The following is a 15,671-nucleotide window of genomic DNA, read 5'->3' as shown; positions in this document are numbered from 1 at the left end:
GTGGCGGTTCCCGACGCCCTCGACGGTCTCCGGCGGCCCGAATTCACCGGTGACGCCCGCTGCTGGCCCTGTACCGTCCTCAACGGAACGATCCTCTGGATGGCCGTCACGGTCGTGGCGATGGCCGGTCGCCTCCGGCTCGCCGCCGCTCTCGGGATCGTCGGGATCGCCGCGATCTGGCTGCGGGGTTATCTCGTGCCCTACACTCCCCGCTTTGCCCCACGGCTCGCCGCCGTGTTGCCCGGCGACCCCTTCGATCACGCCCGCGAGGTGGGGTCGCTGGCGGACGTCGTCGACGTGGGAGACGAACGGGCGGCGGCGATACTCGATGAGGCCCTCGAGTCCGGGCGCCTCGCTCCCGACGCTCGCCGGGCGTGGCGAGAGGCCGCGGCCCGCTACCGGGAACTCGAGGTCCCCGATCTCGCCGCCCGCGTCTCCGACCGGGTCCCGGCCGAGGCGCGGGCCGAGCGCAGGTGGGGGACCGACTACGTGGTCCTCGACGCTCCGGACGGCCAGACCCTCTGTCCGCGCCCGGTCGCCGTCGCCGACCTCGCCGCCGCCGACGCCCTGGAGGCGGCCGCGGGCCCGGCCGGCGAGCGCGAACGCCTCGCCGCGGCCGATCCGTTCCGGGCACTGCTCGAGAGCTGTCCGCTCTGTGGGGACACTCTCGCGATCGCCCGCTCGCCGTGCTGTGGCGCGGCGCCCCCTGGGACCGCGACGGACGAGCGCCAGCTCGTCTGCGAGGCGTGTCCGGTACGGCTCTACGTCTACGACGAGAGCTGACCGCTCGGGGAACCACGACGACGGTCCCGGTCCGGGCGCCGGGTCGAAAGGCGTGGGTTTAGGAACGGATGGCGACTACGCGGGCCATGCACGACGGCCGGTTCGACGGGACGGGAGCGAACGCCCTCTTGGGCTGGCTGGCCGTCGCCGTCCTCGCGGGGCTGGCGATCCGTGAGGGGCTCGCGGGCTCCTATCGCTGGTTCTCGCTGACCGCGGCGGCGATCGTTCCGGTGGTCCTGCCCGCGGCGACCCTGCGGGATCCCCGCGCGATGCCCCCCTGGGAGCTGATCGCGCTGGTCGCGGTCCCGGTCGCCGACGCGGCGCTGCTCGGCGAGACCCTCCTCTCGCCGGTCGCGACCTACCTCGCGGTCGCGGCGGTCGCGCTGATCGTCGCCGTCGACCTCCACACGTTCACGGCCGTCCGGATGACCCGCGCGTTCGCGCTCGCGCTCGTCGTCATCGCGACGCTCGCGGTCGCCGCGACCTGGAACGTCGCCCAGTGGGTCTCGGATACGGCACTCGGAACCGACTACCTCGTCAGCGACCGGAGCGGGGACGCCGCAAACCACGCCATGATGATCGACTTCCTGTACGCGACGCTCGCCGGCCTGCTCGCGGGGGTCGTCCTCGCGGGCTACCTCCGATGGCGGTCGTTCGCCCCGACCGCCGCCGGCGTCCCCCGATCGGCCCCCGAGGAGGTGCCTGAGCCGACGCCATCCTTCTCCCGCGAGCGCTTCGCACTCCCCGACGAACGGCTCGCACAGTGTTCGTGGGCGATGCAACTCGCGCTCGGCGTGTTGCTCGTCTACGGCCTGCTCGCCCGCGACGTCACGACGATCACCAACGCCGCCATCGCGCTGTCGGTCACCGCTCTTCCGGCCGTCCTCGAGCGCAACTACCGGCTCCCGATCGAGCCCGAACTCGTCGTCTGGCTGACGGCCGCGGCCTTTCTTCACGTCCTCGGCTCGGCGGGGCTCTACGACCTCCTGGGCCAGTGGGACACCCTCACCCATACGCTGTCGGCCTCGCTGGTCGCCGCGACGGGCTACACCGTCGTCCGGACGGTCGACCTCCACTCCGAGGAGGTCTACCTCCCCTCGCGGACGATGTTCGCATTCATCCTGCTGTTCGTCCTCGCCGTCGGCGTGGTCTGGGAGCTCGCGGAGTTCGGCGTCGACTTCCTTGCACAGCGGTTCGTCGGCGGCGACGCCGTCCTCGCCCAGCACGGGATCGACGACACGGTCACCGACCTCCTCTTCAATCTCGTGGGTGCCGTCGTCGCCGCGACCCTGGGGGCGAGCTACCTGACCGAGACCTCAGCCCGGCTCGCGGGCCGGATCGGCGGCCGGACGGGCGACTGATAGGGTCGGAGGAAACGGTGTACCGATCGGTCGCAGCACGGCCCTGCGATCGACGGTGCACTGGCTTTCCCCCGGACGACCGTAGCTACTCCTCGTAGGCCGGGGGCTCGTCGCGCCCGATCCGGATCTCGTGGGCCTCGACGTCCTCCAGGGCGGCGACCCGGCCGCCGACGGCCACCGCCCCCTCCTCGGTCTCGAGAGTGAGGGAGGCGACCTCCTCGCTGACCTCGAAGGAGACCTCCGAGACCCGCCCGGAGACGACCCTCGAGCGGCCGGACTCGACGTCCCGGCCGTCGATCGTCGCGTAGAACTCGCCGCCGGCGTCGAGGAGGTCCTTCACGCAGCGCCGGATCGAGGCGTACCGGCGGGGGTAGGGCCGCCCCTCGCCGTCCTCGGCTACGGTTTCCTCGGTCGTCGTCCAGAGGACGGTTCCGAAAAAGCCCGAGACGAGGAATCCGAGCGCCGAGCGGTTGAAGATCACGCCGTAGCGGTCCCGGTCGTCCCGGAGGGCGTCCTGGGTCGCGTAGATCGAGTAGGTGCCGTCGGCGACCGCGATCACCGGCGTCGTGATCCCCCGACGGGTGCGGGCGGTTGTCGCGACCGCGCCGTAGTCGAACTCGTCGGCCGGCGGCGCGCCCCCCGAGGGGGCCACGAGCAGGTCCACGCTCACCCCCGCATCGGTCGCCGCCCGGAGGTCCTCGGCGAAGCGCCCCAGGAGGTCGGGAGTCAGCGAGAGCGCGAGCTCGTACTCCGCGCTCTCGATGATCTCCTCTAGGTACCTGAGGATCGTCGAGCGGGACTTGACGAGGGTGACCGCCTCGGTTTCGCGGGCGGGTGCGGTGTACCGGCTCTCTAGCCCGTCGATCATCTCCCCCAGGGCCGCCTCGACGTCCTCGAAGGCCTCGCCGGGGTCGATCGCGACGACCTTCATCGGGCGCGACTCCTGGAGTTCGACCAGCCCCCGGTCGTTCAGGCTCCGAACGGTGTCATACACCCGCGGCTGGGGGATCTCGGTGTGGTCCGCAATCTCGCTCGCCGTGAGCGTTCCGTGCTCGAGTACCGCGAGGTAGGCGTCGATCTCGTACTCGCCCAGGCTGAAGCGATCCCCGACCCGCTCGACCGTCGAGCGGAGCTCGTCTCTGGCCATACGGTCGCCAGAACGCCCCCGGATAAACCAGTATTGGATCCCGAGTAACACTCGGTTTCGAAACGGCGTGGGATCCCCCGGCGGGATGTCAAAGGACGCTTAACCACGGCGGTCGTGAGGATCTGCCAATGGCGGGGGTACCGCTCCAGACGGAGACCGAGACCGCGACCGGCGAGGGGGGAAACGCCCTCCCGAACTGGGTGGCCGACAGCGCCGGCGAGGTCCTCTTCGCGCTGATCGTCCTGCTGGCCGGCTGGTACCTCTCGAAGGTGGCCGTCCGGCTGGCCGGCCGGACGGTCGCCCAGCGGATCTCCCGGCCGAGCGTCACCCGGATGGTCCTGCGTGGCGTCCGGGGATCGGTGCTCTTTTTCACCGTGATGCTCGTCGTCACGATCCTCTTCGACGGCTTCGAGGCCGTCGTCTCGGTGGCCGTCTTCTCAGCGGTCATCGGTATCGTGCTCGCGCCCCTGGTGGGCAGCTTCATCAACGGGCTGTTCGTGCTCGCCGACCAGCCCTACGAGATCGGCGACATGGTCGAGATCGCCGACGCCGGCCACCAGGGGTTCGTCGAGGACATCACGATCCGGTACACGAAGATCACCACCCTCGACAACACGTTCATGGTCGTCCCCAACGCCGAGATACGGACCCGGGACGTCATCAACTACTCCGCGGAGGACGAGCGGACCCGACTGGGGATCAGCTTCGAGGTCACCTACGAGAGCGACGTCGATCTGGCCCGCACACAGGCCGAACAGGCCGCCAGAAGCGTCGAGGAAGTGATCGGCGGCGGCCCCGACATCCGGGTCGGCAGCGCCCGGTATCCCGCGGGCCCCCGGTGTTACATCGACGAGTACGCCGCAAGCGGTATGCGTCTCACCCTCCGGTACTGGATCACGAGCCCCTACAAGTTGCTCGCGGCCCGCTCGAAGGTCCAAGAACGGATCCGGGAGCGCTACGCCGACGCCGACGTCGAGATCGCTTACCCCCACACCCACCACGTCTTCGACGAGACGAGCGGATCCCCTCGAGTCCGCCTCGACGACGGCGGGAGGGTCGATGGGAACCGAGAACCGCCGGCGGACCGCCGCTAGGCCGCGGCGCCCTCGACCGTGATGACCTCGCAGTCGAGGTGGTCCCGGAGGTAGCGGTCGATGTTCGGGTTGTCGGTAAACCGCCGGAGCAGCCGGCGCCACCGCCCGGCCTGTTTGTGGCCGATGACGACGATGTCGGCCTCCTCGCCGGCGACCTCGTCCAAAATGGACTCCTCGACGAGAAACCCCGTCCGAACGACGTACCGGACGTTCTCGATCCGGCCTACCGCCCGCTCGACGGCACGTTTCAGGTCCGTCCGCGTCACGTTCTTGCTCGTCTGATACAGGTTCACGTGAAGCACCGTCAGTGCCGCCTCTCGCTCCTCGGCGACCTCAAGGGCCTCCTCCAACGTGCGCCGCGAGTGTTCGGTCAAGGGATAGCGGACGGGGACCACGACCAGCGTCATCAGGGAAGCGAACGCGACGGTGTGCCGTAAACCTTTCAGTTGACGCGTCTGACCCGTCCCTCCAGGGACGTCTCGACGCCTTCCGCCCGCGCGTACTCCGTCAGGACCTCGTACTGGGGGACCGCGGTCGTCCCGAGGCGGTCGTCGGCATCGAGGCCGGGGAACTCCGCGTCGGTCTCGACGAGGAAGTCCGAGGTCGCCAGCCGGTACGTGTCCCCGGGGTCGACGGGCTCGCCGCCGACCGACCTGACCGAGACGCCGTGATTCTCCGTGTCCCACTCGAGGACCGCGCCGCTGACCTGGGCGTGCCACCAGTCGGGTTCGGCGAAGCCGACGTCGAGGCCCGCGGCCCCCGAGAGGATGGCGGCGAGTTCGGCTCCGGATACCTCGACGACCGCGACCGGTTCGTCGAACGGTACGAGCCCGACGACGTCGGCGGCGGTCACTGCGCCCGCCAGGGGTTCGCCCGAACGGACGCCACCGCTGTTCTGGAGGGCGACGTCGGCGCCCGTCTTCCAGCGGTAGGCGTCGGCGACGAAGTTGCCGACGCGGCTCTCGCCGCCGAACAGCGTCGCCTCGGTGCGCTCCATTGGCCGGGAGACCGTCGCGAGCGTCTCCGAGAGGCCGGTCTCGCTCGCGAGGTCCGCGAAGGTGGCCGCGACCGCGGGGTCGGGCTCGCGTTCGACGGTCGAACGCACGGTGGCGGTCGATCGGCCCTCGAGGGAGACCTCGACGACGGCGCGGCCGCCGTCGCCGGGTCGGGTGAGGAGGGTGCCCGCGACGCGGTCGACGCGGGCGGTCGGGACGTGACCGCCGAGGATCACGTCGGCGTCGACCGCCCGCGCGAGGTCGTCGTCGCCCCGGCCGAGATGCGAGCAGACGACGACCCGGTCGACGTCGCGCTCGCGGAGCTTTCCGATCGCCTTCCGCACCGCGGGGATCGGCTCGGAGAAGCGAAGTCCGTTGGCCATCGGGTTCGTCGCGGCGGTGTCGGGGTCCGTGACGCCCGTAAAGCCGACGCGGACGCCCGCCCGCTCGCGGATCGTCCAGGGGGTAACTCCGGCATCGGCGGCGAAGGCATCCCCGTTCCGGCGGACGTTCGCGCTCACCCATGTCTGGGGCGAGTTCTCGAGGATCTCGCGGGTCGCCTCGAGCCCGAAGTCGAAGTCGTGGTTGCCGAACGTTGCGACGTCGGGGGAGATCGCGTCGTACAGCCGGAGGGCGTGGCGGCCCTCGGTGACCAGCGGGAGGACGCCGGGACCGGTGTTGTCGCCGGTGCCGACGACGAGCGCCCCATCGCGGCGGGCGTCGATGGCGGCCGCGAGCCGGCCGACCCGGGCGGGGTCGTCGGGCGCGTTCTCGACGTCGGAGTAGTGAAGCAGACGGAGGGGCATCGCGTTCGCCGGAGTAGGCCGAGGGGCGACTTCCCTCATTCGGTTCCCGTCTCGGCCCGCGAACGGACCGCACGGATTTTACCCCGCCGGCCGCTATCCGGTCCATGGACGCACGTACGGTCGAGGACGGCGTCACCGTCTACGTCGGGCGGGAGGGCTCTCGCGGCTCGAAGGGGCCCTTCCTCGTCGCCTACGAGAGCCCCGACGGCAAGGAGCGCTACGGCTGGTTCTGTACGAACTGCGAGGGGGCCGACGCGGCGATGGACTCGATGGGCCGCGTCGAGTGCAATCGGTGTGGCAACCTCCGCAAGCCCACCGAGTGGGACGCGGCCCACGAGTAGGCCCGGCCGATTCCGCGAACGCTTACCGACGGCGCGACCGGCCCGGGGCCCGCGTCGCGACGGCCGAGCCCGCGGTCCGCCGGAGATGGCCGGCCGCGATCGACCACTTCTGGAGGCACGCGATCAGGTACCAGCCGACCGCCTCGGCAAAGCTCGGGGATCCGCCGGCCACTCGCTCGCGGAACGCGACGGGGTTCACCGGGAAGTAGTTCCGCGGATTCGCCGGGTCCCGGACGTCGAACCGGTCCCCGTGTCGCTCGCGCAACTTCCCCTGGCCGCGGCCGATCCGGGCGCTCTGGGCGACGAGTTCACGAAGCGTCGACCGCGCGGGGTGATAGAGGGTGATCCCGGGTTCGTAGACGAGGTCGAACCCGGCGTCGTGGGCGCGCCGGCCGAACTCCAGGTCGCCGTTCGAGCGCAGTCGGCCGTCGAAGCGGCCGACGGCGTCGAACACCCCCCGGCGGACCACGAGACAACAGGTCGGCGCGAACCGCTTCTCCCGAACGTAGGTCTCGACGTCGAACCCGGTCGCGGCCCTGTAGCGGGCGACGAGTCCGCCGTCGGCGACGACCTCGACTCGACAGCCCATGTACTCCCGATCCCCGGCCTCCATCCGGTCGGTGATCGACTCGACATAATCCGGCTCGACCCACATGTCCGCGTCGACGAACCCGAGGATCTCCCCCTCTGCCGCCTCGATCCCCGCGTTTCGTGCGGCGTAGGAGCTCTGGATCCTCTCCTCTCCGACGTAGCGAACCCGCTCGTGTCGGGCGAGGCTCCGGGCGACTTCCGTCGTCCCGTCGGTCGATCCGTTGTCCGCGATGACGACCTCGTAGTCGGTCGCCGTCTGGTCTCCCAGCGACTCGATGGTCGTTTCCAACCCGTCGGGATCGTTGTAGACCGGGACGACGACGCTGGTCTTCGGGTCACTCACGGTCGGATCGGTCAGTAGGGCGATGGGTATCGGTGGACATTTCTCTCCGTCGGGCCTCGATGGACCCGTTCACCCCTCCGTTCGACCGGCGGATGTAAAAGCTTTTTAGGTCGGCCAAAAACACGGCGTACATGACCAGCGACACGAGCGACGACCGCGATGGGGACCACGGTGGGTCCGAACGCGACCGTGGTACCGACTCGAGACGACGAGAGGTCCTCAAAGTAGCCGGCTCAACGGCGGGGGCGTTGGTGGTCGCGGGCTGTCTCGGCGGCGACGGGGGGAACGGAAACGGCGAGAGCGAGAACGAGACCGACGAGGACGACGAAACCGAAACGGCCAGCGAGAACGCGGACGGGGACAACGAAACCGGAAACGCGACGACCACGCCGGAGGACTCGAACGACACCGAGACGAACGACACCGAGGAGACCGAGATCGACGACAACCAGTCCGAAAACGAGACGAACGACATCGAGGGGAACGAGACGAACGACACTGACGGGAACGGGACGGCCGAGGAGCGGACCTACACGGAGGACGAACTGTTCAACATCGACGACTGGCGCGGGGACGGACCACTGATTCAGGATCGCCCCAGCGAGTACACGGGCATCTCGATGCTGGATCTCCCCGATCTCAGCGGCGAGCTCACCGTCTATCTCGGCGGCGGCGAGGGAGGGCTGTACCAGAATCTCATGAATCGGATCCAGTCGGCCTACGAGGAGTTCTCGGTCTCGATCCGTCCCGCGCCGTCGGCACAGCTGGCCAACACGATCATCGAGGAGACGTCCGCGGGCTCGAGTTCGGCGGACGTCTTCTGGGCGATCGACGCCGGCTCCATCGGCATCGTCGCCTCCAACGACGCGACCGTCGAGCTTCCAGAGCGGGTCGTCTCGGGGGTGCCGGACACGTTCCACCCGACCGACCAGTGGGTCGGGATCATGGGCCGCGCCCGGAGCATCCCCTACAACACCGATGAGTTCGACGCCGAGGACGTCCCGAACGACGTCATGGCGTTCGCCGAGGACGAGCGCTTCCAGGACGCGATGGGGTGGGCACCCACCTATGGTGCGTTCCAGTCGTTCGTCACGGCGATGCGGCTCATCAACGGCGAAGAGGAGACCCGACAGTGGCTGAACGGGATGCTAGAGCAGGGCGTCCAGACCTACGACAACGAGCTGGTCGTCGCGAACACGGTCGCGAGCGGCGAACTCGACGCGGGCTTTTCGAACCACTACTACTCGAGGCTGGTGTACGAGGAGCGCCCGGACGCCCCGCTGGATCTCGCCTTCACCCAGGGGGACGCCGGCGCACTCATCAACTGCTCGGGGACCGAGATCATCCAGGGAACCGACAACGAAGAGCTCGCGGCCGACTTCATCCACCACCTGCTCAGCATCGAGGCCCAGGAGTTCCTCGGGACGCGAGGCTACGAGTACCCGCTCGTCCCGGGCGTCCCGCCGATCGGCGACCTGCCGACGATCGACGAACTGAACCCGCCCGAGCTCAACCTCGCGGAGCTCTCGGACGTCGAACCCACCCTGCAACTGCTCCGGGAGGTCGGCGCCCTGTAGCATGTCCGTCGCCGACCGGCTGGCCGAACCGTTCGATCGGGGGGGCAAGGGCAGCCACCCGATCGGGTTGACCCTGCTGAGCGGCGCGATCGCCGCCGCGGTGCTCTCGCCGCTCGTCTGGATCGCCATGCGGGTCCTCCAGGTCGATACGGAGTACGCGCGATCGATCCTCGTGCGCCCGACGACGGTCGAGATCCTCCTGACGAGCCTCGCGCTCGTCGCCGCCGTCACCGGCGCCTCGATCCTCCTCGGCGTTCCCCTCGCCTTCCTGACCGTGCGGACCGACCTCCCCTTTCGGCGGTTCTGGACCATCGCCGTGGCGCTGCCGCTGGTGATCCCGAGCTACATCGGCGCCTTCACGTTCGTCATGGCGTTCGGCCCCAGCGGCGAACTCGCCGACGCGCTCGCGCCACTGGGAATCGGGTCGATCCCGTCGATCTACGGCTTCTGGGGGACGACGCTCGTGCTCACGCTGTATACGTATCCGTACGTGTTCATCACCACGCGGGCGTCGCTGCTCTCGTTCGACCAGGGGCTCGTCGAGGCCGCCCGAACCCTCGGCACCTCGCGGCGGGAGGCGTTCAGGCGGGTGACGCTCCCACAGCTCCTTCCGGGAATCACCTCGGGGGCGCTTCTGGTCGCGCTCTACGCTCTCTCTGACTTCGGGACGCCGTCGCTGATGCGCCTCGACGTCTTCACGCGGGTCATCTACGTCGAGTACAACGCGTTCGGCCGGGAGACCGCGGCGTTGCTCTCCGTCCAACTGCTCGCGATCACGGCAGTGATCCTCGCGATCGAATCGCGGATCGGCGACTCGAACCGGGGCGCGTACGTCGGGACGAGCCCCAAGGAAAGCGAGACGACCGTCTCCCTCGGGCGGTGGACGGCTCCGGCGCTCGGCTTCTGTGCGCTCGTCGTCTGTCTCTGTCTCGTCCTCCCGATCGGAATCCTGCTCCAGTGGCTGGTCCGCAGTCCCGAGGGCGCCACCAGGATCGCCTCGGGGTTCCGGCTGGAGTTCGTGCTCAACTCGGTGCAGGTCTCCCTGGCTGCGGCGCTCGTCTGTGCGGTCGCCGCCGTCCCGGTGGCCTACCTCGCCGCGCGACACCGCTCCCGGCTCGCGGAGCTGTTCGATCGCGCGACGTACGTCGGCTACGCGATGCCGGGGATCGTCCTCGGGCTGGCGCTCGTGTTCTTCGGCGTCTGGTACGACGCGTCCGCGGGCGGGATCTCGGAGACGCTTCTCGGGAGCAACGTCGCGCCGGGGCTCTACCAGACGCTCCCGCTGTTGATCTTCGCCTACGTCGTCCGTTTCCTCCCCCAGGCCGTCGGCGCGACCCGCTCGTCGGTCCGGCGCGTCGATCGGAGTCTCACCGAGGCCGCGCGGACGCTCGGGCGCACCCGATCGGCCGCGTTCCGCCGGATCACGCTCCCACTGATCGCGCCGGGCGTGATCGGCGGGAGCGCGCTCGTCTTTCTCACGACGATGAAGGAGCTTCCCGCGACGCTCCTGCTCCACCCGACCGGGTTCGAGACGCTCGTCACCTATATCTGGGGACTCCGCGAGAGCGCGGACTACGGCGCCGTCGCCGTCCCCGCGCTCGCGCTCATCGTCGTCTCCGCGCTCTCGATGGTCGTCATCCTGTCACAGGAGGACAACGCATGACACGACACGTCCACGACGAACGGTCCGCCGTCTCGACCGACCGATCCGCCGAATCCACCCGCGAGCCGGAGGGCGATCCCGTCCTCTCCCTCGAGGGCATCGCCCGGTCGTACGCCACCGAAACCGCCCTCTCGGAGCTCTCCGTGTCCGTCCGCGACGGCGAGGTGCTCACCCTGCTCGGCCCATCGGGCTGTGGCAAGACGACGACCCTGCGGCTGGTCGGCGGGCTCGAGCGACCGGACGCCGGTCGGATCGAACTCCACGACGACGCCATCGCCGACGCCGACCGGGGCGGGTTCGTCCCCGCCGAGGAGCGCGATATCGGCCTCGTCTTCCAGGACTTCGCGCTCTTTCCTCACATGACCGCCGCCGAGAACGTCGGGTTCGGGTTGAACGACCACAGCAAGGCCGAACGCCGGGCCCGCGTCGAGGAGTTGCTCGCGCTCGTCGATCTGGCGGACCACGGCGAGGACTACCCCGGCGAGCTCTCGGGCGGCCAGAAACAGCGGATCGCGCTCGCACGGTCGCTCGCGCCCGAACCCGACGTGCTCCTGCTCGACGAGCCGCTGTCGAACCTCGACGTGAGCCTCCGGGTCTCGATGCGCGAGGAGATCCGCCGTATCATCGACGAGACGGGCGTCACGGCGATCTGGGTCACCCACGACCAGGAGGAGGCGCTGTCGGTCGCCGACCGCGTCGGCATCATGAACGACGGCCGCCTGGAGCAGATCGGCCGCCCGGAGACGGTCTTCGAGCGTCCCGCCTCGCGGTTCGTCGCCACCTTCCTCGGTCGCGCCGGCTTCCTCTCGGCGACCGTCGCCGACGGCGTCCTCCTGACGGAGGTCGGCGAGTTGGATGCCGACGCGCTCGTCGGGGTGGAGCGATCTGACTGGGGGGCGCTGTCCGAGGAGGCCGCCGTCGACGTCCTGGTCCGACCCGACGACCTCCGGGTGACGCCCACCTCTCCCGCGGACGCCGACGGCACGATCACCCGGCGCCAGTACCAGGGGCCGTCGTTCGTCTACCGCGTCGAAACCGACGGCGGCGACACCGTCCAGTCGCTCCACGGCCACACGGAGGTGTTCGACGTCGGCGAGTCGGTTCGCCTCGACCTCGTCGCGAACCACCCGCTGGTCTGGTTCCCGTCGGCCTGAGCCCGGCTCACTCCCCGACGACCCGCTCCGTCAGGGGCATCTCCAGGACGGAGACCAGCCGGTAGAGCTCCTCGGCGACGTTCAGCTCCCCCTCGCGGTGTCGCCGGTAGGTCTCTCGAACCGCCGGCCAGTCGACGCCGGGAAGCTGCCGGCCGTTGGCCTCGTGTCTGTCGAGGGCCCGACCCACGAAGTCGTCGCCCCGGACGACCTCGTTTTTGTTCTGCCAGGGGCCGTCCGTCCGGTAGGAGCCGGTCGCCCTGAGCTTGTCGACCTGGTTGGTCACGCGGTTGCCGACCGCGTGGGCCGCCTTCGGATAGTCGAGGGGAATCCCGGTCCCGGCGTGGGGGATCGCCGCGAGCGAGCCGTCGAGACGCTCGATCGCCCGGTGGAGCGGGTCGTGGCGGAGCCGGTATTTCAACGGCATCGCACAGTGGAGGTCGATCAGCCGCCGGTCCAGAAACGGGTTCCGCGTCGGGGCGATCTGGAGGGCGCTGTAGAGGTCGAACCCGATCCCGTTCGTGATCGGGTACAGCGTCGAGGCGAGGCTGAGTCCCCCGACGGACTCGTACTCGACGCCGTGGAAGTCGACCCGGCCGCCCCTCGAATCGACGTTGCGCCACAGGATCCCCTCCAGGGGGGTCGAATCGAGGAAGGGCGGCCGTCGGACGGGTCCCGAGTTCGCCAGTTCGGAGACGAACTCGGGAAGGGCCTCCGGCAGGCGCGCGAACGGCAGCCAGAACCGAACGCCGGCGGGCAGGTCGAGCGTCGCCTGCGAGACGCTCCAGGAGCCGAAGAGGTCGTCGCTGTACAGCCCCGTCAGCAGCGTGTCGGCCTCCTCGCGGATCTCCTCGGCGAACCCGAGCGCGTGGCCCGTGTGGAACGGTCCGATGAACTCCTGGATCGGGCCCGCGCGCTCGAGCAACTCGGCGTGGTAGTTCGGCCCGCGATCCAGCAGGCGAAACTCCGCGCCCGCGGCGTCGGCCGACCGTTTGGCGATCCGTGCCTCCCGGTTCCAGCCGTCGCCGAGGTGAAAGCCCGTCGGCGGCTCGTCGGCGGCGGCCAACACCGCCCGGGAGTCGCTTCCCCCGGAGAGCAAGAGCCCGTGGTCGCGGTCGTCGCTCGTCCGGTCGGCGACCGCCCGGTCGAAGCGCTCGGTCAGCTCCCCCACGAAGTACGAGAGGGGCCTGTCGATCGGGCGGTAACGGGGTTCCCAGTACCGGCGCCGGTCTACGTCGCCGCTTGCGATATCGTACGTCAGAACCGTCGCCGGGGGGAGTTGTGAGACGCCCCGGACCGGCGTCCGCGTGCCGATCGTGCGCCGACAGTAGAGGTACTCCGCGAGGTACTCCTCCTCGAAGCGGAGCTCTCTCCCCGGCACCACGGGCACCGTCTGGACGTTCGTCGAGAAGGCGAGGCCGTCCTCGGTAGCGGCGTAGTACAGCGGGCGCGCGCCGAGCCTGTCGAGGAAAAAGGAGACGGTGTCGGCGGCCGGCTCGTAGACACAGCCGACGAACTCGCCGTCGAGTCGGGTGACGAACTCGAGGCCGTGGTCGGCGTACTCCCGGGCGCAGACGCGGGCCGACTCGTTGGGATCGACGGTGGTCCGCGTACCGTTCGAATCGGTGACGCTGTACACCTCGCCCCATGTCCAGACGAGCGCGCCCCCGGCCTCGGCGGGCTGGTCGGTCGCCGTCCCCTCGTGGAACGCAGAGCGGACGGAAACGCCGTGCTCGCGATAGGTGTCGGCGACCTCGCCGGCGACGGTTTCGGGAACGGTCTCGACCTCGATGCTGTCGGCCGCGTCGCCGAAAACCCCTGAGAGGCCGACCATCTCAGTCCTCGTCGCCCACTCGCGGTGCGTCCGAGAGCCGGCGCGCTCCCCGGTCGGCAACGAAGTCGCCGGCCGCGAAGCTCTGGAAGACGTCGGCGCTTGCGGGCTCGTAGAGCTCCTCGCTGGCGACGGCGTTGACGATGGTGGCGTTCCGGTAGGGACCGAGCCCGAGGTCGGGCGCGTTGATTCCGTGGGTGTGTAACTCCGCGTTCTGGACGAAGATCTCGCCGTCGAGTCCGTCGGTCACGAAGCGGAAGTCCCGCGTGATCTCGAGACGGCCCTGCCCGTCGCGCCGGAGCCGGTCCTCCAGGGGCGCGAGGAAGGGCGGATCGCTCCGGGCGTAGCCCGTTCCCAGGACGACCACCTCGCTGTCGTGGAGGAACCGTTCGTCCTCCTGGCACTGCCGGCAGATCATCCGGTAGCCTCCCCGCGACTCCCGGCTCTCGATGTCGGTGACCTCCGTCGCCGCGAGCAACCCCACGTCGGGATCGGCGTCGCCGATGGAGTTCCGGTAGAGCGCGTCGTAGATCCGCGCGCTCGTGCGCTCGTCGATCCCCTTGTAGAGGAGGTCCTGGCTCCCGAGCAACTCGTCTTTGGTCTCCCGATCCAGATCGTAGAAGTAGCCGATGTAGTCGGGGGTGTAGACCATGTGGCCGAGTTTGCCGTCAGCCATCTGGAAGAATCCCCGCGACCGGGTGATCCAGTCGAGGCCGTAGTCGTGGTCGGGCTGGCGCTCGAGGAGGTCCCGAACCACCTCCGCCGCGCTCTGGCCGGAGCCGACGACGGTGACCGAGTCGGCCTCCAGACACCGCTCGCGATTGTGCAGATATGACGCCGAGTGGAACACGTCGCCTCCGAGGACGTCCTCGAACTGGTCGGGGACGTGGCGCTGGGTCCCGATCCCCATCACGACGTTCTCGGCGGCGTAGCTCGTCCGCTCGCCCGTCCCGGGATCGACCGTCTCGACGACGAAGACGCCTCCCTCCTCCCGGACGTCGGTGACCCGCCGGTCGAACGCCAGTGACGGTAGCTGGTCGGCGACCCACCGGCAGTAGTCATTGTACTCGCGACGCGGGATGAAGAACTCCTCGTAGAAGTAGAACTCGTAGAGGCGGTCGCGGTCGTGGAGGTAGCTGAGGTAACTGTAGGGGTTCGACGGATCGGCCATCGTGACCAGATCCGCGAGGAAGGGGACCTCGAGGGTGGTCTCCTCGATGAGCATCCCCTCGTGCCAGTTGAACTCCGGTTCCTGCTCGAGGAAGACGGCGTCCACGTCGGCGGGCGCGTCGTCTACGAGCGCCGCCAGCCCGAGGTTGAACGGGCCGATTCCGATGCCGACGACGTTGCGGACGCGGTCGGTCATACGATCTCCTCCTCGAACCGATCCCGGTCACAGAACATGAGAACGCCCGTCTTGTCGGGCAGTTCGACCTCGCGCTGGCGCTCGAAGCCGCTCCTCTCGAAGGCGCGAATGGCGCGTTCGTTCCGGGCGTCGGGCTCCGTGACGATCCGCCGGGTTTCCGGATGTTGGAACTGGAAGGCGACCATGGCCGTCACGAGCGGGCTCGCGTACCCCTTCCCGAGATACTCGGGGGGACCGATGAGCAGGTGGATCCCCTGGTCGGCCGGTTCAGCGTCGTAGTACTCCCCTATTCGGTCCCTGGCGGCCCAGTAGGACTCCCAGTAGCTCATCGGGGTGTGATCGAGGTAGCCGATGTACAGCGTCTGGTCGTCGTCTCTCGCCCGCTCGTCGATCGTGTCTCTGACCTGGGGAAGCGGATCGTTCTGGGTCCAGTAGGGCAGGACGTGCTCGCTGTTGAGCCACGTGTGGAGGCGTCCGAGGTCGCGCGCGAGATCGACCTTCCGGAAGCCGATGGTCCTCCCGAGGTCGGGGTCGGTCGTGAGGAAGCTGTACCCCGACCCGACGGTCTCCCGGGGCCCGGTCATGCCGGGATCGCCGTCCGGAGCCGAGAACGCGTCGTTTC

At 69.4% G+C, this 15,671-nt stretch carries 14 protein-coding genes; 7 read left to right on the top strand and 7 right to left on the bottom strand.

Features of this window, described 5'->3' with window-relative positions; all coding sequences use genetic code 11:
- Entirely contained in the window at nucleotides 1–783 is a 783-nt protein-coding gene (locus LCF40_RS11125; protein ID WP_224828526.1) for a DUF8054 domain-containing protein, read from the top strand.
- Nucleotides 784–869: 86 nt separating this feature from the next.
- Nucleotides 870–2,144, top strand: coding sequence for a DUF2238 domain-containing protein (locus LCF40_RS11120; protein WP_224828525.1), 1,275 nt, complete (start codon nucleotides 870–872; stop codon nucleotides 2,142–2,144).
- Between the two features lie 85 nt (nucleotides 2,145–2,229).
- On the opposite strand, the gene trmB is transcribed toward LCF40_RS11120, so the two are convergent.
- Nucleotides 2,230–3,291, bottom strand: coding sequence for an HTH-type sugar sensing transcriptional regulator TrmB (gene trmB / locus LCF40_RS11115; protein ID WP_224828524.1), 1,062 nt, complete (start codon nucleotides 3,289–3,291; stop codon nucleotides 2,230–2,232).
- A 128-nt stretch (nucleotides 3,292–3,419) separates the two neighbouring features.
- Here trmB and LCF40_RS11110 point away from each other — a divergent pair, with 128 nt between their 5' ends.
- On the top strand, nucleotides 3,420–4,385 hold the full coding sequence (locus LCF40_RS11110; RefSeq protein ID WP_224828523.1) for a mechanosensitive ion channel family protein: 966 nt from the start codon (nucleotides 3,420–3,422) through the stop codon (nucleotides 4,383–4,385).
- Here LCF40_RS11110 and LCF40_RS11105 read toward each other — a convergent pair.
- Together LCF40_RS11105 and LCF40_RS11100 are read right to left on the bottom strand one after the other, a co-directional pair.
- Entirely contained in the window at nucleotides 4,382–4,792 is a 411-nt protein-coding gene (locus tag LCF40_RS11105; RefSeq protein ID WP_114578947.1) for a universal stress protein, read from the bottom strand. The genes LCF40_RS11110 and LCF40_RS11105 overlap by 4 nt on opposite strands.
- A gap of 35 nt (nucleotides 4,793–4,827) precedes the next feature.
- Nucleotides 4,828–6,186 (bottom strand): bifunctional metallophosphatase/5'-nucleotidase, encoded by a 1,359-nt coding sequence (locus LCF40_RS11100; RefSeq protein ID WP_224828522.1) that lies wholly within the window; start codon nucleotides 6,184–6,186, stop codon nucleotides 4,828–4,830.
- 104 nt (nucleotides 6,187–6,290) lie between these two features.
- Between LCF40_RS11100 and LCF40_RS11095 the strand changes: the two genes are divergently transcribed.
- On the top strand, nucleotides 6,291–6,527 hold the full coding sequence (locus LCF40_RS11095; RefSeq protein WP_114578949.1) for a DUF5816 domain-containing protein: 237 nt from the start codon (nucleotides 6,291–6,293) through the stop codon (nucleotides 6,525–6,527).
- Nucleotides 6,528–6,549: 22 nt separating this feature from the next.
- On the opposite strand, the gene LCF40_RS11090 is transcribed toward LCF40_RS11095, so the two are convergent.
- The gene (locus tag LCF40_RS11090; protein ID WP_224828521.1) at nucleotides 6,550–7,461 is read right to left on the bottom strand and encodes a glycosyltransferase family 2 protein; all 912 of its coding nucleotides are present in this window, start codon (nucleotides 7,459–7,461) and stop codon (nucleotides 6,550–6,552) included.
- 131 nt (nucleotides 7,462–7,592) lie between these two features.
- Between LCF40_RS11090 and LCF40_RS11085 the strand changes: the two genes are divergently transcribed.
- The 3 genes from LCF40_RS11085 to LCF40_RS11075 are packed head-to-tail and all read left to right on the top strand — an operon-like array spanning nucleotide 7,593 to nucleotide 11,855.
- The gene (locus tag LCF40_RS11085) at nucleotides 7,593–9,038 is read left to right on the top strand and encodes an extracellular solute-binding protein (protein WP_224828520.1); all 1,446 of its coding nucleotides are present in this window, start codon (nucleotides 7,593–7,595) and stop codon (nucleotides 9,036–9,038) included.
- A 1-nt stretch (nucleotide 9,039) separates the two neighbouring features.
- The gene (locus LCF40_RS11080) at nucleotides 9,040–10,701 is read left to right on the top strand and encodes an ABC transporter permease (protein WP_224828519.1); all 1,662 of its coding nucleotides are present in this window, start codon (nucleotides 9,040–9,042) and stop codon (nucleotides 10,699–10,701) included.
- Nucleotides 10,698–11,855, top strand: a complete 1,158-nt coding sequence (locus LCF40_RS11075; RefSeq protein ID WP_224828518.1) for an ABC transporter ATP-binding protein — start codon at nucleotides 10,698–10,700, stop codon at nucleotides 11,853–11,855. The genes LCF40_RS11080 and LCF40_RS11075 overlap by 4 nt, the downstream gene beginning before the upstream one ends.
- 7 nt (nucleotides 11,856–11,862) lie before the next feature.
- Here the strand turns inward: LCF40_RS11075 and LCF40_RS11070 are convergent, their stop codons facing one another.
- From LCF40_RS11070 to LCF40_RS11060, 3 genes are read right to left on the bottom strand one after another with little or no spacing between them, the layout of a single operon-like run.
- The gene (locus LCF40_RS11070) at nucleotides 11,863–13,686 is read right to left on the bottom strand and encodes an asparagine synthase-related protein (RefSeq protein WP_224828517.1); all 1,824 of its coding nucleotides are present in this window, start codon (nucleotides 13,684–13,686) and stop codon (nucleotides 11,863–11,865) included.
- A gap of 1 nt (nucleotide 13,687) precedes the next feature.
- A complete protein-coding gene (locus LCF40_RS11065; protein ID WP_224828516.1) occupies nucleotides 13,688–15,049 on the bottom strand; it encodes a lysine N(6)-hydroxylase/L-ornithine N(5)-oxygenase family protein in 1,362 nt (453 codons plus the stop codon).
- Nucleotides 15,046–15,633: a GNAT family N-acetyltransferase gene (locus tag LCF40_RS11060; protein WP_114578956.1), complete on the bottom strand. Its 588-nt coding sequence runs from the start codon at nucleotides 15,631–15,633 to the stop codon at nucleotides 15,046–15,048. The genes LCF40_RS11065 and LCF40_RS11060 overlap by 4 nt, the downstream gene beginning before the upstream one ends.
- Nucleotides 15,634–15,671: the final 38 nt, after the last annotated feature.

Source organism: Saliphagus infecundisoli (assembly GCF_020177375.1).
In the GTDB taxonomy this organism is placed as follows: Archaea; Halobacteriota; Halobacteria; order Halobacteriales; family Natrialbaceae; genus Saliphagus; species Saliphagus infecundisoli.
The sequence above is the reverse complement of the archived record's forward strand: the minus strand, read 5'-3'. Positions and strand labels throughout refer to the sequence as shown.